The organism is Roseivirga sp. AWQ4_251 (genome assembly GCF_056158225.1).
Map to the genome: position 1 here is coordinate 2,050,689 of NZ_JBSWSW010000002.1, position 21,994 is coordinate 2,072,682.

Annotated in this window: 16 protein-coding genes and 1 tRNA gene; 11 read left to right on the forward strand and 6 right to left on the reverse strand. The window is 38.4% G+C overall.

Features of this window, described 5'->3' with window-relative positions:
* The first annotated feature begins 39 nt into the window (after positions 1–39).
* The 6 genes from ACXACJ_RS22905 (at position 40) to ACXACJ_RS22930 (ending at position 11,887) form a co-directional block, all read left to right on the forward strand.
* Positions 40–1,884 (forward strand): OmpA family protein, encoded by a 1,845-nt coding sequence (locus tag ACXACJ_RS22905; protein ID WP_475136769.1) that lies wholly within the window; start codon positions 40–42, stop codon positions 1,882–1,884.
* Between the two features lie 272 nt (positions 1,885–2,156).
* On the forward strand, positions 2,157–5,174 hold the full coding sequence (locus ACXACJ_RS22910) for a SusC/RagA family TonB-linked outer membrane protein (protein WP_475136770.1): 3,018 nt from the start codon (positions 2,157–2,159) through the stop codon (positions 5,172–5,174).
* A 12-nt stretch (positions 5,175–5,186) separates the two neighbouring features.
* Positions 5,187–6,647: a RagB/SusD family nutrient uptake outer membrane protein gene (locus ACXACJ_RS22915; protein WP_475136771.1), complete on the forward strand. Its 1,461-nt coding sequence runs from the start codon at positions 5,187–5,189 to the stop codon at positions 6,645–6,647.
* Between the two features lie 50 nt (positions 6,648–6,697).
* Positions 6,698–7,477, forward strand: a complete 780-nt coding sequence (locus ACXACJ_RS22920) for a hypothetical protein (RefSeq protein ID WP_475136772.1) — start codon at positions 6,698–6,700, stop codon at positions 7,475–7,477.
* A 266-nt stretch (positions 7,478–7,743) separates the two neighbouring features.
* Positions 7,744–11,199 (forward strand): S8 family serine peptidase, encoded by a 3,456-nt coding sequence (locus tag ACXACJ_RS22925; protein ID WP_475136773.1) that lies wholly within the window; start codon positions 7,744–7,746, stop codon positions 11,197–11,199.
* Between the two features lie 10 nt (positions 11,200–11,209).
* Positions 11,210–11,887 carry a hypothetical protein gene (locus tag ACXACJ_RS22930; RefSeq protein WP_475136774.1) on the forward strand — a complete coding sequence of 226 codons (678 nt, stop codon included), beginning with the start codon at positions 11,210–11,212 and terminating at the stop codon, positions 11,885–11,887.
* A gap of 91 nt (positions 11,888–11,978) precedes the next feature.
* Here ACXACJ_RS22930 and rfaD read toward each other — a convergent pair whose 3' ends face one another.
* Entirely contained in the window at positions 11,979–12,944 is a 966-nt protein-coding gene (rfaD, locus tag ACXACJ_RS22935) for an ADP-glyceromanno-heptose 6-epimerase (RefSeq protein ID WP_475136775.1), read from the reverse strand.
* A gap of 73 nt (positions 12,945–13,017) precedes the next feature.
* Between rfaD and ACXACJ_RS22940 the strand changes: the two genes are divergently transcribed.
* Complete coding sequence (locus ACXACJ_RS22940) at positions 13,018–13,440, forward strand: 6-pyruvoyl trahydropterin synthase family protein (protein WP_475136776.1); 423 nt, start codon at positions 13,018–13,020, stop codon at positions 13,438–13,440.
* A gap of 32 nt (positions 13,441–13,472) precedes the next feature.
* Here the strand turns inward: ACXACJ_RS22940 and clpX are convergent, their stop codons facing one another.
* The 4 genes from clpX to ACXACJ_RS22960 all read right to left on the reverse strand — a co-directional run bounded on the left by clpX (position 13,473) and on the right by ACXACJ_RS22960 (position 16,949).
* Positions 13,473–14,699: an ATP-dependent Clp protease ATP-binding subunit ClpX gene (clpX, locus tag ACXACJ_RS22945; RefSeq protein WP_475136777.1), complete on the reverse strand. Its 1,227-nt coding sequence runs from the start codon at positions 14,697–14,699 to the stop codon at positions 13,473–13,475.
* 5 nt (positions 14,700–14,704) lie between these two features.
* The gene (locus ACXACJ_RS22950) at positions 14,705–15,379 is read right to left on the reverse strand and encodes a ClpP family protease (protein ID WP_475136778.1); all 675 of its coding nucleotides are present in this window, start codon (positions 15,377–15,379) and stop codon (positions 14,705–14,707) included.
* An 84-nt stretch (positions 15,380–15,463) separates the two neighbouring features.
* The gene (gene tig / locus ACXACJ_RS22955) at positions 15,464–16,795 is read right to left on the reverse strand and encodes a trigger factor (RefSeq protein WP_475136779.1); all 1,332 of its coding nucleotides are present in this window, start codon (positions 16,793–16,795) and stop codon (positions 15,464–15,466) included.
* Positions 16,796–16,867: 72 nt separating this feature from the next.
* Positions 16,868–16,949: transfer RNA gene (locus ACXACJ_RS22960), tRNA-Leu, on the reverse strand.
* Between the two features lie 112 nt (positions 16,950–17,061).
* On the opposite strand from ACXACJ_RS22960, the gene ACXACJ_RS22965 reads away from it, so the two are divergent.
* From ACXACJ_RS22965 to ACXACJ_RS22980, 4 genes are all read left to right on the forward strand, one after another.
* Positions 17,062–19,281, forward strand: coding sequence for a RelA/SpoT family protein (locus ACXACJ_RS22965; protein WP_475136780.1), 2,220 nt, complete (start codon positions 17,062–17,064; stop codon positions 19,279–19,281).
* A 145-nt stretch (positions 19,282–19,426) separates the two neighbouring features.
* Positions 19,427–19,885, forward strand: coding sequence for a Fur family transcriptional regulator (locus tag ACXACJ_RS22970; RefSeq protein ID WP_475136781.1), 459 nt, complete (start codon positions 19,427–19,429; stop codon positions 19,883–19,885).
* A 15-nt stretch (positions 19,886–19,900) separates the two neighbouring features.
* Positions 19,901–20,242: an STAS domain-containing protein gene (locus ACXACJ_RS22975; protein ID WP_475136782.1), complete on the forward strand. Its 342-nt coding sequence runs from the start codon at positions 19,901–19,903 to the stop codon at positions 20,240–20,242.
* Between the two features lie 7 nt (positions 20,243–20,249).
* The gene (locus ACXACJ_RS22980; RefSeq protein WP_475136783.1) at positions 20,250–21,518 is read left to right on the forward strand and encodes an adenylosuccinate synthase; all 1,269 of its coding nucleotides are present in this window, start codon (positions 20,250–20,252) and stop codon (positions 21,516–21,518) included.
* Positions 21,519–21,584: 66 nt separating this feature from the next.
* On the opposite strand, the gene ACXACJ_RS22985 is transcribed toward ACXACJ_RS22980, so the two are convergent.
* On the reverse strand, positions 21,585–21,994 hold a 410-nt coding region (locus tag ACXACJ_RS22985; protein ID WP_475136784.1), incomplete at its 5' end, for a hypothetical protein.

A 21,994-nucleotide genomic window follows, 5' to 3' on the forward strand; every position in this document is an offset into this window, starting at 1 on the left:
TTATTTACCATACTATTCTGTGTTTTTGCTTCTGCTGGAATGGCCCAGCAAGAAGAAAGGGAACTCCATTCCAGAAACCGTAAGGCCATTGAATTCTATAAACAGGCTCAAGAATTCGATCACGTTGGAAATCTCTATCAATCTTTAGATCTTTTAAATCAGGCTTTGGCTAAAGATGATAGCTTTGACGAAGCAGTGCTTTTGGCGCATCAGGTGCTTGTAAAAAGGGGCGAGGTAGATCAAGCCTTGGAATTGCACGCCAAGCATGAATCGAAAGTGGAAGCAGAGTTCAATAATCGAATGCTTGCCGATGAGGCCTACTATTTCTTTTCCATTGGAGATTACTATAAAGCAAAGGCGCTGAAGGATAGGGTTGATGGCAAAGTAAGAGATATTGATGATGCGCTTTTCGATCTCATAAAATCATCCATAGAATATGCCATTCAGCAAAAAGCTAATCCAAGAGATTTAGCTTTTGAGCAATTACCGGCTCCATTAAATGCGCTTCCGCAGCAATATTTCCCTTCAATTACAGCCTCCAATAAATTGGTTTACACTGTTCGGGAAAAACAGGGTCGAGGAGACGAGAATCTTTATCAAAGTCAGCTTAGCGATTCAGGCTGGACAAAACCGGTTTTTATTTCAGAGAAGATCAATTCTGACAGAAATGAAGGAACAGCTTCCATATCTGCCGATGGAAATAGTTTAGTGTATACCGCTTGCAATGCTCCAGATGGTGTAGGCAGTTGCGACTTATATATTTCTTATCGAGATGGGAATGATTGGACAGAACCAAAGAATCTTGGTAGAAATATAAATACGATTTATTGGGAATCGCAACCTTCTCTTTCTCAGGATGGCCGAGAGCTCTATTTTGTGAGCACAAGGCCTAATGGGCTCGGTGGTCAAGACATTTGGAAAACCACGAAAGTGAACGGCCAATGGACAGAGGCCACTAACATGGGTGAAAACATCAATACTCGATTTGATGATTGTTCTCCTTATATCCATCCGGGAGGTTCAGATTTGTTCTTTGCGTCCCGAGGTAGATTGGGGATGGGAGCTTACGATTTGTTCAGAAGTAAGCTAACATCTGCAGGCACTTGGTCAGAACCACAGAATCTCGGTTACCCTATTAATAACCACCGTAATCAAGTCGGCTATACCATTAGCTTGGATGGTTGGGCTTACTATAGCAATAATGAATTTGACGGTAGCTCAGAGCTTTTCCGTTTTAGGCTGCCAGACGATCTTGTGCCAGACAGGATTGTGGAATATAAAAGAGGAATTGTTCTGAATGCGATGGATAGTACTCCAGTGTTCTCAGAAATTTTTGTAGCTGATATCAATAGCGATTCAATTCTTTCAAGAACTTATTCAGACCAATCTGATGGCCGATTCAATTTAGTTCTTCCGCAGAAGGATTCGGTTAATTTTTATGCGAAGCGAAGAGGGTTTATTCTTTATAATAGGCCTGTAAAAGAGCTTTGGACAGCCAAAAATTCCGTGCCAACGGTTTACCTAACACCAATAAAAGTAGGCAGCAAAGTTATACTTAATGATGTTTTGTTTGAGCTTAACAGCGCAAAATTAGACGCCAAGGCGACAAAAGAACTTGATATTGCTGCTGAATTTATAAGGGACAATCCCGAGATAGTTGTTGAAATAGGAGGACACACAGATTCTTCAGGTGAAGAAGCTTACAATTTGGAGCTGTCCACGCAACGAGCTAAAGCAGTTTTCGAGTATTTCTTAAAAAAAAATATACCAAAAGAAAATTTGGCATATAAAGGATACGGAGAAAGCAAGCCTTTGGAACCTGCCAATGGGAGTAATTTAAATCAGAGAGATCGAAGGATTGAGATTATTGTTAGGAGCTATTGAATAAGCTTAAAGAAAAGCCTCAGGTTTTTCATAGGATAAACCCAGCAATATTTTTAAAATCTGAACTTAGTTTTACTTAGATAGAATTTCGGGTTTCATAAAATATCCTTTTGTAATAAACTTGAAAATTGAAAAGGAGCCGAACAATCTTCTTCGTTTTGAAGATGAGGTTTTTAAATATCAATTTTGGGTTTTTGAATATGGGATTTTATGGTAAATTTGAAAATTCTAAACTAATATCTATTTAACATTTCTAACTTAAACAAAGCAATATGAAGAGGATTTTACTCAATTGTTTTATGTTGGTGATGTTGCTTTCATCGGCAACATTGCTAGCTCAAGAAAGAACTGTTTCTGGAAAGGTAGTAGGAGCCGATGATGGGCTTCCTTTACCCCAAGTTTCAGTTTTTTTAAAAGGTACGAATACGGGGGTTCCAACAGGAATCGATGGTACCTATACGCTTACAGTTCCACAATCTGGCGGGACTTTGGTTTTTAGATTTTTAGGCTACGTAACTAAAGAGGTAGAAATCGGAAACCAAACTGTTGTCAATGTTGAGATGCAGCCAGATGTGACTTCACTAGGTGACGTAGTTGTTACTGGTTATGGTGTTGAGGTTAAGAGAGATTTGACTGGGGCGATTGCTCAGTTAAAATCTGAGGATATTGAAAACCTCCCAATGCAATCATTTGATAGAGCAGTTCAAGGTAGAATTGCCGGTGTTCAAGTTCAATCTCAATCAGGTCAGCCAGGTGGAGCTTTGAGCTTTAATATTCGTGGGCAAAGCTCTTTAGCAAATAACACTCCTCTATATATCATTGATGGTGTTCAAGCTATTTCAGGTAGTATCGCAGGTCAGGCTTCTAATAACGCATTAGCTGGTCTTAATTCTGAAGATATTGCATCTATTGAGGTATTGAAAGATGCAGCGGCAGCGGCAATCTATGGTGCTCAGGCTGCAAATGGTGTTGTAGTTATTACAACTAAAAGAGGAAAAGCTAATCAAAGTGAATTGCAAGTAACTTTCACCGGAGGTTTTTCAAAACCAATGAATCTTTATGACGTGATGAATGCCAGAGAATTGGCAAGCATTAAAGAGGTGGCTTATACTAATGCTGGTTTGAGCATTGCTGATGCTCACGCTACTTACGGAGATCCTAATGACCCTAACTTGGTTAATTACGATTGGGTTGATGCTATGTTTAGAACTGGATCAATGTATTCTGCAAATGCGAGATTAAGCGGTGGTGATGAGAAAACTCAATTTTACATGTCTGTTTCTTCAGAGAAGCAAGAGGCATTTATTATCATGTCTGACTGGCAACGTCAAACTCTTCGTTTGAATGTTACTCACCAAGCTACTGATAAAATCAAAGTAACTACTTCATTAGGAGTTACAAGACAGAATCAGTTTGGATCTATTGCTAATGGTAACTATGTAAATGGTCCTTTTATCGGTGCATTTGCTTCTCAACCAAACTCCCCAGCTGTTGATCCTGAAACTGGTGAATTTAATTTGTATCCTGTAGGAGCTCCTAATAGCCATTTATTCGGATACAATATTCTTCAAGGTGTTAACCAAGAAAGAAGAGAAAATGAGGCTGGCCAAGTTCAAGGTACTATGAATCTTCAATACAAAATCTCTAAAGCGTTTTCATTTACAGCTTTAGGAGGTATTGATTGGGCGGCAACAACAAGTTATAATGAAAGACCTGCTACAATTCCAGCGTTTGCGGCTAATAGAGGTCAGGTATTTATTGACAACCGTAAATCTTTAAACTACAATGCCAGTGGTACTTTCAACTTCAACCAAACTTATGGCGATCATAATGTTTCTGGTTTAGTTGGTGGTGAGATATTTAAATCTTCAGTTGAAAATCAGGCGGTACAGGCGAATAACTTCTCTAACCAAACGTTGAGACTTTTAAGTCAGGCTACTTCATATTTGGGAGCACCTTCTGGTGGTGAGACTTACTTTACAAGAGCTGGTGCCTTTATTAGAGGTAACTACAACTATAAAAACAAGTATTACTTTAATGGTACTTTAAGAAGAGACGGTAGTTCTCGATTTGGTGCACAAAACAGAGTAGGTACATTCTATTCTTTCGGTGCTTCATGGAGGGTAATTGAAGAAAGTTTCCTAAGCAATCAAAGTTTATTTAATGACTTGAAGTTGAGATTAAGTTATGGTGTTTTGGGTAATGCTAATGGTATTGGAAACTTTGAAGCCGTACCTTCTTTCTCTTCATCTAGACAATATTTAGGTTCAGCTGGTCAAGTTTTGAATTTGGCTAACGACCAAATCACTTGGGAGAGATCAAAACAAACAAACATCGGTTTTGATTATGCTATTTTGGAAAACAGAATTTCTGGTGCCATTGATTTCTTTAGAAACGATACTGGAGACCAGCTTTTCAATACTCCATTACCTATTGAATCAGGCTTTAGCTCAATTAGAGGTAACGTTGGTGAAATTAGATCAGAAGGTATTGAAATCGAAATTCAGTCAGTAAACGTTGACGCAGGTGGTTTCCGTTGGAGTTCAGGTTTCAATATTACTTTCCAAAACAACGAAGTTCTTTCTCTTCCAGGTGGAGTTGATTCCCTTGGTATTGGTACAGGAAGTGCTTTGATTGTTGGACAGCCACTTAACTTTAACTGGGGTGTTAAATACGCAGGTGTTAACCCTGCCAATGGTAGAGAAATGTACTACAGAAGAGATGGATCTTTAGGTTACGGTAATTTTGGTGTGAATGATCAATACATTATTGGTTCACCAATTGCTGATTATTACGGAGGTTTAACTAACTCTTTCTCATATAAAGGCTTAACCTTAGATGTCCTTATCCAATTCCAAGGTGGTAATGAGGCTATCAACGGTGACCTTTATAATTTAGCGAATAATGGTAACGGCCAAGACAACCAGTTAACAAGAAACCTTAATTATTGGACTGGTCCTGGAGATGTAACAACAACTGGACGTCCTTATCAAGGTGGTGTTATCGATGGATTTGCACAAGCTAGTAATGGAGGTCGTTTCCAATCCGATGCATCTTATGCAAGATTGAAAACCGTTTCACTAAGCTACGATTTTCCTAATGCTTTTATTTCGAAAATTGGAATTAGCGGTTTAAGTGTTTTTGTTCAAGCAGTGAACTTAGCTACTGTTACTAAATTCGATGGTATTGATCCTGAGGTAGTTGCCAATAATAATGATCAAGGTGGATCTACTTATGGTGTTTTCCCTGTTGGAAAGCAATTTTCAGGCGGTATCTCTATTAAATTCTAATTGTACAGAATCATGAAAAAAATATTATCAATATTTACCTTCTTGATGATCTTAGCTGTTTATAGTTGTGAGGACTATGGGTTCTTAGAGCCAAAACCAAAAGACCGTCTTGTAAGTGATGTTGCTCTTGGTGACCTAAATGGTGTTGCCGGACATGTTAATTCAGCATATAATAGATTTCACAATTTTGGCGCGGCTTATTACGGTCAACAATTTATGTTGAATGGTGATGCTTTAGCTGACAATGTGGATCTTTTAAATAATACGGGTCGTTACGTAGGCCAATTAGTAAATGCAGCTAGGTCTACCTACAATATTTATCAAGTTGGCTATCAAATTATCAACGATGTAAATATTGCTTTGGAGGTTTTACCTGATGTTCAAGGTGATGATCCTGCAAGAGCTACTATTTTGGAAGGAAGAGCTAAATTTGCTAGAGCATTAGCTTACTTTGATTTGGCTAGAGTTTATGGTTATGAGCCAGGTCAAGAAGTTAACGGTTTTGATTTAGCAGTGCCGATTTCTCCAGGTGCAGTTTTGGGTACTTCTAACATTACTGAGTTAGAAAGAGCTACAAATACTGAAATTTATGCTTTGGTTAAAGCTGATCTTCAGAGCGCAATTTCTTTGTTGCCAACAGAAGCCTCAGAAGCTCAGAGTCCATACTTCCCAACCAAGACTGCTGCTAAAGCTTTATTAGCTAGAGTAAATCTTTACGAAGGTAGCTACGCTACTGCTGCTCAATTGGCAGAAGAGGTAATGGCAGAAACTGGTGCTGATTTAGCCGATAGTAGACTGGATACAGATGGTAATGGTGAGAACGATTATTACGATTCTTGGTCTACTCCAACTCATCCTGAGGCTATTTTCTCTTTGAATATTTCATCTTTGGATTGGAACTCTGTTGATGGAGCTAATAATTCATTGGCCTCAATGACAAATACAGCAGACCCTAGTAGAGAATTAAACTCAGCTCAAGGAGTACTGAGAGCTTCACAAGAACTTCTTAATGCTTATGAAGCTGGAGATGCTAGAAGAGAGTTGTGGGTTAACCCAACAGGCCCTAATAACTGGGAAGCAAGAAAGTATAATGGTGAACTAGGAGCATACCGTGAGCATGTTGTTCTAATCCGCTATTCTGAAATACTTTTGATTGCGGCTGAAGGAAGAGCTAGGTCAGGAAATGACGGTGCAGCTTTGACTTACATTAATAACTTAAGAGCTCATAGAGGCCTGCCTGCTTCTACTGCATCTGGTAGTGCGTTGCTTTCTCTAATCATGAATGAAAGAAGAGTAGAGTTAGTTTTAGAGGGGCATAGATTCTTTGATTTTAAAAGATTAGGTATGGACATTCAAAAGGCTGCTGCTCAAGGAGGTTCGCCTTTGTCTTATTCTGATTTTAGAGTTTTGGCCAACATTCCTAATAACGCTATTGGAAATAACTCATTATTGGTTCAAAATCCTGGCTACTAAATCATATTGAGATGAAAAAAATAAATTTATATACTTTAATCTTGGGTCTTATGCTTGTTTTGGCAGGTTGTGACGATCCAAGTGCGGAAACATTGTTTTCGGAGACCTTTGTCGAATTGGATGCAGCTACTACTCCTGCTAACGAGCGTACTTACACCTATTTGAGAGAAAATGATGGTGTTAGCAAGCCAAGTAGATTTAAAGTAGACTTAGCTTCTAAACCTTTATCTGTTGATGTTGAAGTTTCATTCGAGATACTATCGACTTCTACTGCCATTCAAGGTGTTCACTATGAAGTTAGTGGTTCTTCTGTAACTATTCCTGCAGGAGAAAATATTGCTGAGCTTCCAATAAGGATCATGGCTGATAATATTGAGCCAGGTGAAATTTTTACTATTGTAGTTAAGATTACTTCATCTTCTGTCGAAATTCAATCTGGTCTAGATCAGGCTACTCATAAGATTCAAATTTCTTGTGAGTCTGACATAGCAGGTACATATAACACTGTAGCTTCTGGAAATTATGGGGCAGGTGGAGCTCAGTCATATTCAAATTTGACATCAGTAGTTACTTTGACAGAAACTGATGATCCAACGGTATATACTATTGACGATATGAGTTTTGGATTGTACGGTGCTGCTTATGGCGATGCTTCTCCATCTGGAAGAATGCAAGATATATGTGATAGCATGTCTGATATTGGTGATACTGATCAATATGATGATCCATTTACTATTGCAGGAACTAGAGATCCGGCTACAGGAGTAATTACTTTGACTTGGAGCAACACATATGGAGATTCAGGTAATGTGGTTTTAACTCCACAATAAAATTTACTGAACGATTTAAAAAGGGCCACATTAGTGGCCTTTTTTTTTCAAAATTGACCAGTCGTTGTATATGAAAATTATTATTTCACCTTAAGTGATTTATAGGTTTAGGGTTAAGAATTGGATTGGTCTGAGCTATGGCTTTAGTGGGGTGTCTTGCTGATATTGAAAATTTATAGATAGTATCCAATCCATACATTTAACAATTATTTCAAACCAACTAGATCAGAATTGGTATTATGAGTACACACTGTAAATCGAATGTTATGAGAATAGCTTTTTTGACCATTATTTTATTCTCTCTTCCAATAGCCTTGATGTCTCAGGTTAGTTCTCAAATAAGATCTATTGAGAGTATAAAATCAATGAAGGAAGAGTTTGGGTTTCAGAAAGAGCTGAGACTTGAAAGAATCAGTAGTTATTTAAACTCGACTAAGGGGGCTAAACGAGAAATTGAAATGGACTCTGGTGATGTCGCATATTTATATGATGTTAAAAATGGAGTGCCTGAATACATTGTAGCCTATAACAAGGGGGCTGCAGAGACTGTTGGGACTGACCAATTGAGAGCTGGAGGTAACCTAGGAATAAATCTTACAGGCAACGGTATGAAAATTGGTGTTTGGGATGGAGGCTATGCCAGAGAGACGCATCAAGAGTATGTGGGGAGAATTCTTACGGGTGACGGTAATGAATTTGGCGTTAGTAATCATGCGACCCATGTAATGGGAACCATCTTAGCATCTGGAGTTAATCCTGATGCCAAGGGTATGGCTCCCGAAGCCATTGGGATTTCATTTGGTTTTAATAATGACCTTGAAGAAATGTCTTCAAGAGCTACTACGGTAACAGATAATCTGATTTTATCAAATCATTCATATGGTACCTTAACAGGGTGGAATTTTAGTGATAGTAAATGGACATGGTATGGAGATCCATCTGTTAGTGAGTTAGAGGATTATAAATTTGGATTCTATAACGGAGCTGCACAAAGTTGGGACGCATTAACTTACAATGCCCCCTATTATACCATTGTTAAATCCGCAGGTAATGACAGGTCTGATACGGGAGATGGTAGTAGACCAGCTGACGGGCCGTATGATCTAATATCGACAACAGGTACAGCTAAGAACATTATTACTGTAGGTGCAATACAAAAGATTAATGGAGGTTACAATAATGCTAACGATGTAATAATGAGCTCCTTTAGCAGTTGGGGGCCTACAGATGATGGCAGAATTAAGCCTGACATAGTTGGGGCAGGAGTTTCAATCAAATCCTCTTTTTCGAGTGCCGATAATGCATATGGAAACCTACAAGGAACATCAATGTCAGCACCTAATGTCTCTGGTTCGTTGTTGTTGCTTCAAGAGTTGTACAGTAAACTTAATGGGGGTAATTACATGAGGTCGGCCACTTTGAAGGCTCTAATTTTTCAAACAGCAAATGAAGCAGGAAGAGTAGGCCCTGACTATATATATGGCTGGGGAGTGCTCAATACTGAAGGTGCAGGTAAACTTTTGATTGAGGAGAACGGGCATAATAAGGTTATAAAGGAATTAAAACTTAAGGATGGAGATTCATATTCTATGACTATAAATCCTAAGGCAAATTCTAAAGTTACGGCAACAATTGCTTGGACGGATGCTCCTGGTGATCCACCTGGTATAGCTTTAGATCCAGAAGACTTGATGTTAGTTAATGATTTGGATTTACGGGTTTTTAATAATTCTGAACAATATTTTCCTTGGGTTTTAAATCCTGCTAATCCCAGTGCCGCGGCTAGTAAAGGAGACAATTTTAGAGATAATGCTGAGCAAGTAACCTTTACTTCTACTGGAGAGGAGCTCACTCTCTCTGTTTCACATAAAGGAGAGTTGTTTGATGGAGAGCAAGCCTTTTCACTAGTCTTAACTTATGAAACTGAAGAAAATCAATCTTCTTCTTTTTATTGGATTGGAAATGATGGTGGTGATTGGGAGGACGGTGCTAATTGGTCGACAACTTCTGGCGGAAGCTCTGTGGGGATGGCACCAGGTACTTTTGATGATGTGTATATAGATGAAAATTCTTTTGATTCCTCAGATGGACAGGTCATATCCATCAATCAAAATACAAAAATTGGGTCATTAAAATGGTTAGCATCTCATAATGCGTCTCTTGATTTGAATGGAGCTTCTTTAGAACTGAATGGAGATCTGATACTGGCTAATGATTTGGTGTCAATTGGTGAGGGGAGCATAATACTTAAGGAAGGTAGATCCGATGATCAGCATTTCGTACCCTCAGGCGTTGACTTCTCAGGGGTAGAGCTATTTGTTGATTCTAACCAAACATCATGGTCGATTCTAGATCCAAGTAAGTTTGGTAAGGTAAATTTAGTTTCTGGGGCGTTAAAAATTGAAAATGAGAATGTAGAAATTCGAGAATTGTTATTCGAGGGGGAAACGTTTGATCTATCAATTAGAAATTCAAAAATCTCTGTTTCTTCTCGTCTCGACTTTTCAGGTAGTAATTTGATTTTAGATGATGTTAATTCTGAAATTATAGTTGCCCAGGGAAAGCAAGTGGATCTTGTGGTCACTGGAAAGGAGTTTAAATCAGAATTTAATATTTACGGTGTACTATCCTTATCTGGGCTCGATAATGAAATTGAAAACCTTACAATCTATGAAAATGGTATTGTGAATTTGAATGACAATTTAATACTGCATTCATTGATGATTGAACCAGACGGAGGACTTACTATTCTAGATAATAAAACATTAACAGTTTTAGATGAATTTGTTGCAGACGGAACATCAGGTCATAATGTGGTGATTCAAAGTCAGGGAAATGAAAACTCACTCATTCATATTGATGGCCATAAAGTTTTTTGTTTGGACTTTTTATCAATTTCTAATGTTGATTTATCGGGTACAGCATCGGTAACGGTTGGAGAAAATAGTACTCTTAGCAATTCATCTAATTGGCAAGTGGTTCCTTGTAATGAAGTCTTGTTTTCGGATTTTTCCGTGCAATATACTTGTCAAAATTCTCTTTCTTTTTTTACTGACCTAAGTTCTGGAGAAATCGTCTCTTGGCATTGGGATTTTGGAGATGGTAATACTTCTAATGAAAAAAACCCTAATTATCAATATGATCAAGTAGGGGAATATCTAGTTACATTAACGGTAGAAAATAACATAGCCTCTTCAACATATTCCCAGCAAATAAATATATCGAGTAATGAGCTCACTTCTGCTAAAATTGTAAATAACAGTGGAGTTCTAGCAAGTGTGCAATCGGCAGATAGCTATCAATGGTTTAAAGATGGTAAGAAAATTGATGGAGCAATAACTAGAACCTATGACTCAAAGAATATTGAAGGAGTTTATTTCGTTGTTCTTTTTAAAGATGAGTGTAATCAAATATCAGAAGAGCTAGTGATTTTGATAAGTGGATTAGAGGATGAGCCAGATAATCTGACTAGGAGTTTTTCTGTATTCCCAAATCCTGCTAAATCTGAGATTATGGTAGATTTCAGTAATGATTTCTTTGGTTCTGTCAACTACGAATTAATGGATATCTCAGGGAAACTATTTTTGTCCTCAGAGGTGGTTAAAAGAGAAGAAGTACTAAATCACAAAATTGATGTTTCAAAAATGCCACGAGGAATTTATTTACTCAAGGTTAGTTTTGGGAAAGATAGTTTTATTCAAAGAAAAGTAATTATTAATTAAATTATAAATTATGAATAACAATATTCGTGCTTTCATGTTAGTCCTCTTTGTTTTTATAAACGGAGTTGCTGAGGCGCAAATAGGGAATGTTTATGGCTCTATGAACAAGCCTTTAACTTTAGCGGAACAGTATAGAAAAACGGAGGGCAGTCCTTACTATTTTGAAGACTACGTTTCAGGTAAAATTATTGATAAGCAGGGAAGAGCTAAAGATGTAGTCTTGAAGTATGACACTTATAGAGATGAGGTAGAGATTTTACATGAAGGGCAAGTACTTTTAATTAATCAAGATATTTACCCCAAATTTGTAATTCAGACAATTGATGAAAAGCAAAAAAAGGTATTAAATCTTGAGTTTGATAATTCTTATAGCCTTCCAGATCAAACAAAAAACACCTATGCTCAAGTAATATTTGAGGGGAACGGGGTTAAAATTCTCAAGACTACCCATACCGAATTGATTAAAAATACCGACCCAGGTTATGGTGGAGTCATTCCTCCTGACAGATTTGAAAAGAGAATGAATTACTATATTGTTTTGAAAAGTGGAAATATTGTTGAGGTCAAGCTTTCAAACAAGTCAGTAATAAATGCTCTTTCAGATGATGGGATCAAATCTTATCTTAAAAAGAATAAAATAAAGATTAAGAATGAAGAAGATTTAGAAAGTATAATTGACTACTTCTGATACTGTTTCTTAATTAGAGCAAAGAGAATTTAATGTGAATAGAATAACTCTGGGTGTATAATGTGCGTCCAGAGTTATTTTTGGAAACCCATTAAAAATAAGATTTGGCTTTCAAATATCCCCTAACATAGTCACTCACACCATCTTCTAATGAGGTGAAATCTTGATTGTAGCCGATAGACTTTAGTTTATCCATGTTCGCTTCTGTAAAGTACTGATACTTATCACGAATATCTTCAGGAGTGTCAATAAAGCTGATGTTTTCGTCTTGATCGAGGGCTTTGAATGTGGCTCTTACCAAATCTAAGAAGGTTCTGGCCTTTCCACTTCCTAAGTTGTAAATGCCAGAATTTTCTCTATTTCTCATAAGAAAATAGCATACATTAATCACGTCTTTTACATAGACAAAGTCACGCATTTGCTCACCATCCTTGAATTCTGGATTATGAGAGCGAAAGAGTTTCATTCCCCCAGTCTTCTGAATTTGATTAAAAGCATGCATAATCACAGAAGCCATACGGCCTTTGTGGTATTCATTGGGCCCATATACATTGAAAAACTTCAGGCCGGCCCAAAAGAAAGGCATTTCACTTTGAGTTAGAACCCACTTGTCAAATTCATTTTTTGAAACACCATATGGGTTTAAGGGAATCAGATTCGGGATGTTTTCTTCATTATCATCATAACCATATTCACCTAAGCCATAAGTAGCAGCTGACGAAGCATAAACCAATGGAATTTGATATTGAATACATTTTTGCCAAATGTGTTTGCTGTATTCAGTATTCAGTCTGCTCAATAAATCAGCATCAAATTCAGCCGTATCAGTTCTAGCTCCTAGGTGAAAAATAAATTCTACTTTGTCGCCAACGGTATCTAGCCATTCAAAGAAATGATCTCGGTCTATGGATTCAAGAATTCGTTTACCCTCTAGATTTTTGTTCTTTTCTTCGTTGTCAAACTTGTCTACAACCACAATATGATTGAAGCCTTCTTCATTCAACTTTGAAACTAAACAACTTCCAATAAATCCTGCGGCACCTGTTACTACGATCATGAACTCTGTCTCTTAGTGTAGGCCAAAGTTAAGGAAATACCCATTATATTTGCACCGAAATTCAGGAGAAGGTATGATCTACATTAGTAGAAAGGAGCATTTTAATGCAGCGCATAAGCTGTATAATCCCAATTGGTCAGAGGAAAAGAATTTTGAAGTTTTTGGCCCATGTGCTAATGCCAATTGGCATGGACATAATTTTGAGCTGATTACAACTGTGAAAGGAATTCCTGATCCAGAAACAGGTTTTGTAGTAGATTTAAAGCAGCTCTCGAATGTGATCCGTGAACATGTGATCGAGAAATTAGATCATAAAAACTTGAACATGGATGTTGACTTCATGCAAGGCAAAATGGCAAGTTGCGAGATTTTGGTAATGGAAATCTGGAAGATTTTAGAGCCAGAAGTCGCAAGAATAACAACTACAGGAAAGCTTCATGGACTTAGGCTTTATGAAACGCCAAGAAATTTTGTGGAGTACTTTGGTGAAAAATAGTGCTGAAAATAAAAAAGCCTAATCCTTAAGGATTAGGCCACTTTCAATTTTTTGAATTTCGATTTCTCGAATTTTTCTTTCGCATATTCAAAATCAATCTCCAAACGTTTTGTGTTAGCATCGGAAGGCATTTCAAACATAGCGTCTGTCATAATCGCTTCACAGATAGATCTTAAGCCTCTAGCGCCTAATTTGTATTCAAGGGCTTTTTCAACAATATATTGAAGCGCACTCTCCTCGAAAACAAGCTCTTTGTGCTCCATTTCGAATAGCTTCTCATATTGTTTTGTAAGCGCATTTTTAGGGCGTGTAAGAATATCTTTGAGGATTTCTTCGGTTAATGGATTTAGGAAAGTAACAATCGGAAGTCTACCAATTAACTCTGGTATTAATCCGAAGTTTTTCAAATCCTGAGCATTGATATACTGATGAAGATTTTCTCTGTCGAATAAATGATCATCTTCCTGAGCTGTAACAAAACCTAAAGGTTGAGTATTGAGTTTGCTTGCAATATGTCTTTGAATGCCATCAAAGGCGCCACCACAAATGAAAAGAATGTTTTCGGTGTTTACAGAAATCATCTTTTGGTCGGGGTGCTTACGGCCACCTTGTGGTGGAACATTTACGCTTGTTCCTTCTAAAAGCTTAAGAAGCGCCTGCTGAACACCTTCACCACTTACATCTCTTGTAATGGATGGGTTGTCAGACTTTCTGGCGATTTTATCGATTTCATCGATGTAAATAATACCGCGTTCCGCAGCTTCTACATCGTAGTTTGCTGCTTGCAGTAAACGCGTCAGAATGCTTTCAACATCCTCACCAACATACCCCGCTTCTGTTAAAACAGTAGCGTCAGCAATACAAAAAGGAACCTGAAGAATTTTGGCAAGGGTGCGGGCAATATAGGTTTTTCCTGTGCCCGTTTCCCCAACCATAATAATGTTTGATTTTTCAATAACTACATCGTCAGCTTCCTTCTTTTGAGTAAGCCTTTTATAGTGATTGTAAACTGCTACAGAAATAACCTTTTTGGCTTCATCTTGACCTACTACATATTGATCAAGATGTTTTTTCATGTCCATAGGTTTGATCAGGTTGAACTTAGGAGCATCTTCAGCGCTCTTTGTTTTAAGTTCTTCTGACAAAATTTGGTTTGCCTGGGTAATACAGTGATTACAAATATGAGCATGAATTCCTGAGATCATCAGGTCTACATCCTTCTTATTTCTTCCACAAAACGAACAGGTTACTTCTGCCATAATTTTTATTTTTTCGGTCTAATGAGTACTTCGTCTATCAAGCCGTACTCTTTGGCCTCTGATGCTCTCATCCAGTAATCACGATCAGAATCTTTTTCGATTTTCTCGTAAGTCTGGCCAGAGTGTTTTGACAAGATCTCGTAAAGATCTTTTTTAACCTCCAAGGTTTGCTTCAATGAAATTTCCATGTCTGAAGCCTGACCCTGCATCCCGCTTAAAGGTTGGTGAATCATGATGCGCGAATGAGGTAACGCAGCTCTTTTATTGGCGGCTCCACCAGCCAAAAGCACTGCACCCATAGAAGCTGCTAATCCAGTACAGATTGTAGCCACATCAGGATTAACGTAATTCATGGTGTCATAAATACCCAAACCAGCATAAACAGAACCTCCAGGGCTGTTTACATACATCAATATATCCCTTTTCGGGTCAACAAACTCTAGAAACAACAACTGAGCGGTAATAATGTTAGCAATATTATCGTCTACAGGCATGCCCATAAAGATAATTCTATCCATTATTAACCTTGAAAATACATCAATTTCAGCAAATCGGGTCGGACGTTCTTCAATTACCGAACGAGTCATGTTTTCAATTCGGTTTGCATAGGCATCAAAAGAAGATCCGCTCACGCCTTGATTGTGAATGGCATATTTTCTGAATTCGTTTTTATCTATCATTTTTTTAGGAATATTGAACTGAACAAATTTAAAAAAAAAGCCCTTCGCTCAAAGGGCTTTCAAATTAACATGATAGGAATGTCTTTAGTTCTGTACTAGTTCCTGAAATTTCTCTACTGAAACTTCTTTTTCCTTGATCTCAATTTTCTTCTTAATCAAGTTCACAACTTTGCCTTCTTGAACTTGCTCAGCCATTTTCATATAGTTCTGACCATTCTCTCCTTGAAGGTAATGCTCAACGAATGAATCCATTTGATCTGCAAACTGACCCATTCCTGAGCCTGCGAATTGCTGGGCAATCATTGCTTTAGTAGCAGCTTGAATTTCTTCGTGCTCAGGCTTGATTTCGTTTTCTTTTGCAATCTGACCAGAAATCAAGTTCCATCTAAGCTGATCTGCGTAAATGTCATACTCTCTTTCTAAATCTTCATCGGTTACTTTTCCTTCTCCAGTTAATTTCAACCAATCTTTAAGGAAAGCGTCAGGTAGACTGATGTTAGTGTCGGCTACAAGTTTATCCTGAATAGTTTTGTTCAAGAATGCCTCAGTTTCGCGCTGATAGTTTTCAGAAATGGTTTCCTTCACTTTTTCTTTGAACTCTTCTTCAGTAGAAACTACGTTTGGCCCGAAGGTTTTGTCGAAAAGCTCTTGGTTTAACTCAGCTTTAGCTCTTCTGTTTACGTTCTTTACAGTGAATACAAAAGCAGTGTCAATATCCTGAACCTCATCAGCTGTTTTGCCAATTTGAGCAGCCATTTCAGCCTCGTCTTTATAAAGCTTTTTAAGGTCTACTTTGATTTCGTCTCCACTTTTAACGCCAACGAATTTCTTCGCGTTTGTTTTAGTAAAGCCAGATGGGTCGATTGTAGTGTCGTTTTCAATTTCTCCGTCAACTTGCTTCAGAGTACCGTAAATCAAGTCGCCTTCTTCGCTAACTTCAGGGTTGGTCATAGTGCCAAACTGAGTTTTAACGTTTTCGATTGACTCCTCTACTACTGCATCGTCAACAGTGATTTTGTAAGAATTAACTTTTACCTTTTTGTCTAACGCAACTTCAAAGTCGCCAACAAGGCCAATGTTATATTCAAACTCAAAGTCTTTTTGATTGTCCCAATCAACAGTGTCGATTTGTTGTTGGTTTGGAATTGGCTCGCCCAAAATCTTTAAGTCGTTTTTACGAATATAATCTTGAAGCGCGTGGCCAACAATGTGGTTAATCTCATCAACTAAGATAGACTTACCATACATTTTCTTTACCAGGCTTGCCGGAACTTTACCAGGACGGAAACCCTTGATCTGAGCTTTTTTTCCGTAATCCTTGATTTTGTCGTCTACCTTTGATTGATAATCTGCCTCGTTTAATTTAATTTTAATTGAGGCAACATTTGAATCCTGTTTGTCTAACGTAATGTCCAAAACCTGTTAATTTATGGTTAGTACTATATAAAAAAACCCTCAATCAAATGATCAAGGGTTCGTTATGTAATGTGCGGATGGAGGGACTCGAACCCCCATGCCCGGAGGCGCTAGATCCTAAGTCTAGTGCGTCTACCAATTTCGCCACATCCGCATGTGCTTCGAAATGGAATGCAAAGGTATACAGAAAAACATTCAAGTCAAGCATTCGAATAAAATTTTATTAAATATTATTGATCGTACTTTTCACTGATTAATTTCAAAATATGATAGCGGTTGACGTAGAAGAAGAAAGAAAAGAGATAATCAGGCGATATCGCAAATTGTTGCGAAGAGCTAAGCCGTTTTTGAAAGATGATGATGCCAAAATGATCAAAAAGGCATTCAATACATCTTTGGAGGCTCATAAGGAAATGCGCAGAAAATCTGGCGAGCCTTATATATACCACCCTTTAGCGGTGGCTCAAATTTGTGTTGAAGAAATTGGGCTGGGAACAACTTCAATTATTGCAGCGCTTTTACACGATGTAGTAGAAGATACAGAAATTGAATTGGACGAAATTCGCGATGACTTCGGCCCCAAGGTGGCCAAAATTATCGATGGGCTGACCAAAATTTCTGGAGTGTTCGACCACGGAAGTTCTCAACAAGCCGAGAATTTCAGAAAAATGCTGCTGACTCTTTCTGAAGATGTGAGGGTGATTTTGGTGAAACTGGCCGACCGATTGCACAATATGCGTACGTTGGATAGCATGCCCCGGCACAAGCAGCTCAAAATTATTTCGGAAACTATATATATATACGCACCGCTGGCGCACAGATTGGGGCTTTACACCATTAAGTCGGAACTAGAAGATTTATGGCTGAAGTATACCGAAGCGGAAGTATATGGTGATATAGCTGCCAAGATTGCGGAAAGCAAAGCTTCAAGAAACCGTTTCATCCGATCTTTTGTGGCTCCTATTCAAGATGAAATTTTAAGAACAGGACTGAGGTTTGAAGTGAAGGGGCGGCCAAAGTCAATTTATTCCATTTGGAATAAAATGAAGAAGCAAAATATTCCCTTCGAAGAAGTTTACGACCTGTTTGCCATAAGAATTATTGTTGACACTGATTACGAACACGAAAAGTCTGCTTGTTGGCAAGTGTACTCGATTGTTACGGATTTTTATACGCCAAACCCTGATCGTTTAAGAGATTGGATCAGCACTCCGAAAGCCAACGGCTACGAATCGCTACACACAACGGTGATGAGTCGAGCAGGTAAATGGGTAGAGGTTCAAATTCGTACCAAGCGCATGGACGAAATTGCGGAGAAGGGTTATGCCGCTCACTGGAAGTATAAAGATAATGCTTCGGGAACGCATGAATCTGGCTTGGAGCAATGGATCCAAAAGGTGAGAGAAATGCTGGAACAGAATGACACCAGCGCCATTGAATTCGTAGACGACTTTCGCGCGAACCTTTTTAACGAAGAAGTTTTCGTGTTCACCCCAAAAGGAGACCTTAAGATTTTGCCTTCAGGAGCTACTGCTCTCGATTTTGCCTTCGATATACATACCGAAGTTGGTGCAAAATGCTTAGGCGCTAAGGTGAATAATAAACTAGTGCCTATTAACTATGAACTAAAGAATGGCGACCAGATTGAAATTCTGACTTCTTCAAAACAAAAGCCAAATGAGGATTGGCTCAAGTTTGTAGTGACTTCGAAGGCGCGCTCTAAAATAAAGGACACATTAAAAGAGCATAAAAAACAAGCCGCAATTGATGGGAAGGAAATTGTTCAGAGAAAGCTGAAGCAAATGAAAATTCCTTTTGATGGAGATGTGGCTAACCAGCTTAGAGCATTTTTTGAAGAAAAGACAGTTACAGAGTTTTATTATAAAGTAGGCAAGGGGATTATCGACCCTTCCGAAATCAAGAAATACAAAGACCTAAAGGTTACAACCAAAAGTCCTCGTGCTAAATCTGAGAAAATAAGCGACTTCTCCGATGATTTTGCCAAAGTGAAAACATCAGGTAAAGATATTCTGCTGATTGGAGAGGATATGGATATGGTGGATTATCGCTTGGCCCGTTGCTGTAACCCAATTCCTGGAGACGATGTTTTTGGCTTTGTTACCGTTAATGAAGGAATTAAAGTGCATAGAACTACTTGTCCGAATGCACCTGAATTGCTTTCTAACCATGGCAACCGAATTGTGAAAGCCAAGTGGTTGTCAGAACAGAAAAATGCTTTCTTAGCTGGCCTTCGAATTATCGGTACGGATAGAGTAGGACTTATGCGTGATGTCACGGATATTATTTCCAACGAATTGAAAGTGAATATGCGTTCCATCAGTATTGATACCGAAACCGGTATTTTTGATGGGCAAATCAAGCTTTACATTAATAATACAAAACACTTGGATGATATTATTGGGAAGTTGGAGCTGGTAAAAGGAGTAATGAAAGTGACAAGATTTGAATCAAAAGATTTGAACTGATCTGTTTTTCTTCCGTTATGAGGGTGGACTGAAACCGTCCAAACCTGTTTAAATGCTTAAAAATGAGATTGCTCACCGATAGATGCGATCAAACTGAGCGAAATAAGTTAAGAATTATATATTTGCACTTTGATGCAACAGAAGTATGCCACTGAAGCCAGAGGTCTTTGAACAAGTAAAAAAAATCTTTACAGCCTTTTTAGAAAATAAGGCCCTTAGGAAAACACCCGAAAGGTTCGCCATTCTAGAGGAAATCTATACCCGCGATGGACACTTCGATGTAGAATCGCTCTACATTTCAATGAAGAACAAAAACTATCGCGTTTCAAGGGCTACGGTTTATAATACATTAGATCTTTTAGTGGAGTGCGATTTGGTAAGCAAGCATCAATTCGGCAAAAACTTGGCTCAATACGAAAAGTCGTATGGCTTTAAGCAGCACGATCATATCCTGATGTTGGACAGTTCCGAAGTTCTTGAATTCTGCGACCCTAGAATTCAAAACATAAAAAACACTTTGGAAGAAATGTTCAACATCGACATTATGCACCACACCTTGTATTTCTTTGCCAAGCCAAAGAAACCTAGCACTCCTAAAGAATAACCGAAAAGCTAATCCATGAACTATAATAGTAAAGAAGAGTCGGGAGTACTCGTGTTGTCATTGAGTGGAAATTTAATTGGTGAAGAAGTAGGCGCTTCGCTTTTGAAAGAAGCAGACAATGCCATTGCCAATGATCTCAAGTTTTGCGCAATAGATATAAGCGAAATAAAATATATTAATAGTAGTGGCATAGGCGTGCTCATTACCATTCTAACCAAGTTTAGAAATCAAGATGGCGAAGTGGTGATCGTAAATCCATCTGATCACGTTAAAAAGCTTTTGATTATTACAAAGCTCAACGCCATTTTCAATGTTGAAGATTCCGTGGCTCAGGCCATATCCAAATTAAAATCATAATACAATCATGAAGGTTGATGTACTCTTAGGCCTGCAATGGGGAGATGAAGGCAAGGGGAAAGTAGTTGATGTACTTGCTCCGAAATACGATGTGGTAGCACGTTTTCAAGGAGGGCCAAACGCTGGTCATACCCTTGAGTTCGATGGCCATAAACATGTATTGCATCAAATTCCATCAGGGATTTTCAGAGATAAAATCAAAAACATTATAGGCAATGGGGTAGTGCTCGATCCTATAATCTTTAAAAGAGAAATTGAAGGCCTAGGCAAATTCAATATCGATTTCAAAAAGAACCTGTTCATTTCAAAAAAGACTCAGCTTATTCTGCCAACTCACAAATTGTTGGATGCTGCTTACGAACAGTCTAAAGGAAAAGATAAAATCGGTTCCACATTAAAAGGTATTGGCCCTTCTTACCAAGATAAAGTAGCCAGAAATGGTTTGCGTGTAGGAGATATTGTGGCTCCTGATTTTGAAGGTAGATATCGAAACTTGGTAAAGAAGCACGAGACCATTCTGAGTTATTACGAGTTTGAGTATAATTTGGAAGAAGCAGAAGCGCCATTTATCGAAGCTATCGAATTTCTAAGAGAATTCAACCTGGTGAACAGCGAGTATGTAATCAACGATTGCATTGAATCAAGCCAGACGGTTTTGGCGGAAGGGGCTCAAGGTTCACTTCTAGATATTGACTTCGGAAGTTACCCATACGTTACAAGTTCCAACACCATGACGGCCGGTGCTTGTACTGGTTTGGGTGTTGCGCCAAAAAACATTGGAGAAGTCTTCGGTATTTTCAAAGCCTATTGTACCCGAGTTGGTGGCGGGCCGTTCCCAACAGAACTATTTGACGAAATTGGTGAGCTGATTCAGAAAGAAGGTCACGAATTCGGAGCAACTACAGGTAGACCTCGTAGATGTGGCTGGTTAGATCTGCCAGCGCTCAAATATGCAATCATGATTAATGGGGTTACCCAGTTGTTTATGATGAAGGCCGATGTGCTGAGTGTTTTGGACGAAATTAAAGTTTGTACCCATTACAAACTTGCAGATGGTTCGTTAACTGAGGAAATGCCTTTCCAATTATTAGATGAAGAGGTAACTCCGGTTTACCAAACGTTTAAAGGTTGGGCAAAAGAAATCCGCAATATCAAAGAATACGATCAACTTCCTGAAGAGCTTACAAGCTATATCGACTTCATCGAAAAGGAAACTGGAGTGCCAGTTAAGATCGTTTCTATAGGTCCAGATAGAACAGAAACAATTTTACGTTAGTCTAAAGAACTGGTAAAGAGTTCATTGAATATTAAATGAACTTTTTACCAGTTTTATGCTTGCTTCTTAAAAAGAAATAAGCGTACCTTTGCCCTCCCTTACGGCAAGCGTTTGGGGGATTAAGTTGAAAATCTGGTGCGGGTAATGGTTGTTTGTGTGGGCTTTTGTGGTACATATGGCGGCCGGTGATCCACCGCAGCGTTCTTCAAAAAAAAACTTGAAGAAAATGTTTGCGGAAGGAAAAAGCTTCTTACCTTTGCATCCCCGTTCCGAAAGAGGGCCGGGAACAGTAAAACGGAAGGGCATTGAAAGATGGTTTTTCCGGACTTTGAAATGATTCAGTGCACGGGCCGCAGCGATAAAAAAAAATAATTTTTTTTCTTGCGGAAAGAAAAAAGCTAAGGTGCTGGAGGACCCAGTAGGCTCATTCAACTTAACCTTAGCAATACGTAACTGAACGAAGTACGTAAAGGGAT

What these genes read in the sequence shown, in the direction of transcription:
- ACXACJ_RS22905 (WP_475136769.1), top strand. Translation starts at nt 40, where the DNA reads ATGGCCCAGCAAGAAGAAAGGGAACTCCATTCCAGAAACCGTAAGGCC.
- ACXACJ_RS22910 (WP_475136770.1), top strand. Translation starts at nt 2,157, where the DNA reads ATGAAGAGGATTTTACTCAATTGTTTTATGTTGGTGATGTTGCTTTCA.
- ACXACJ_RS22915 (WP_475136771.1), top strand. Translation starts at nt 5,187, where the DNA reads ATGAAAAAAATATTATCAATATTTACCTTCTTGATGATCTTAGCTGTT.
- ACXACJ_RS22920 (WP_475136772.1), top strand. Translation starts at nt 6,698, where the DNA reads ATGCTTGTTTTGGCAGGTTGTGACGATCCAAGTGCGGAAACATTGTTT.
- ACXACJ_RS22925 (WP_475136773.1), top strand. Translation starts at nt 7,744, where the DNA reads ATGAGAATAGCTTTTTTGACCATTATTTTATTCTCTCTTCCAATAGCC.
- ACXACJ_RS22930 (WP_475136774.1), top strand. Translation starts at nt 11,210, where the DNA reads ATGAATAACAATATTCGTGCTTTCATGTTAGTCCTCTTTGTTTTTATA.
- rfaD (WP_475136775.1), bottom strand. Translation starts at nt 12,944, where the DNA reads ATGATCGTAGTAACAGGTGCCGCAGGATTTATTGGAAGTTGTTTAGTT.
- ACXACJ_RS22940 (WP_475136776.1), top strand. Translation starts at nt 13,018, where the DNA reads ATGATCTACATTAGTAGAAAGGAGCATTTTAATGCAGCGCATAAGCTG.
- clpX (WP_475136777.1), bottom strand. Translation starts at nt 14,699, where the DNA reads ATGGCAGAAGTAACCTGTTCGTTTTGTGGAAGAAATAAGAAGGATGTA.
- ACXACJ_RS22950 (WP_475136778.1), bottom strand. Translation starts at nt 15,379, where the DNA reads ATGATAGATAAAAACGAATTCAGAAAATATGCCATTCACAATCAAGGC.
- ACXACJ_RS22965 (WP_475136780.1), top strand. Translation starts at nt 17,062, where the DNA reads ATGATAGCGGTTGACGTAGAAGAAGAAAGAAAAGAGATAATCAGGCGA.
- ACXACJ_RS22970 (WP_475136781.1), top strand. Translation starts at nt 19,427, where the DNA reads ATGCCACTGAAGCCAGAGGTCTTTGAACAAGTAAAAAAAATCTTTACA.
- ACXACJ_RS22975 (WP_475136782.1), top strand. Translation starts at nt 19,901, where the DNA reads ATGAACTATAATAGTAAAGAAGAGTCGGGAGTACTCGTGTTGTCATTG.
- ACXACJ_RS22980 (WP_475136783.1), top strand. Translation starts at nt 20,250, where the DNA reads ATGAAGGTTGATGTACTCTTAGGCCTGCAATGGGGAGATGAAGGCAAG.